This is a genomic window from Neisseria sp. P0021.S007, from assembly GCF_051956855.1.
Map to the genome: position 1 here is coordinate 1 of NZ_JBQCXA010001089.1, position 533 is coordinate 533.

General features: G+C 48.4%; 1 pseudogene. It reads left to right on the plus strand.

The features are described 5' to 3' along the window. Positions 1 to 395 (plus strand): annotated as a pseudogene (locus tag ACTHUR_RS17670) (polyamine ABC transporter substrate-binding protein); the annotation flags it as partial. Between the last annotated feature and the right edge of the window lie 138 nt (positions 396 to 533).

A 533-nucleotide genomic window follows, 5' to 3' on the forward strand; every position in this document is an offset into this window, starting at 1 on the left:
TCTCAGTCGGTTACGGCGGCGACTTGAACATCGCCAAAACACGCGCACAAGAAGCGAAGAATGGCGTCGAAATCGAAGTTTTAGCACCCAAAAGCGGTGTCGGCATCTGGGTAGATTCCCTGATGATTCCGCGCGATGCCCAAAACACCGCCAATGCGCATAAATACATCAACCACACGCTCGATCCCGAAGTCGCGGCGCAAAACGGCAATTTCGTTACCTACGCTCCAGCCAGCCGCCCTGCACGCGCATTGATGGACGAGAAATATACCGGCGATGCGTCTATTTTCCCAACCAAGGAATTGATGGATAAAAGCTTTATCGTATCGCCCAAATCAACAGATGCAAGCCGCCTGAGCGTCCGTTTGTGGCAATCGCTGAAAGCTGGCAAATAACAGTTTGACTTTGAGAATCCAAAGGTCGTCTGAAAAATTTCAGACGACCTTTTTGACTGCTATTGAACAGGTTATCAACCCACTCAATCCAACTTGAAGATATCAAGCAAATCAGTGTTACCTCATCTGTTCATATAC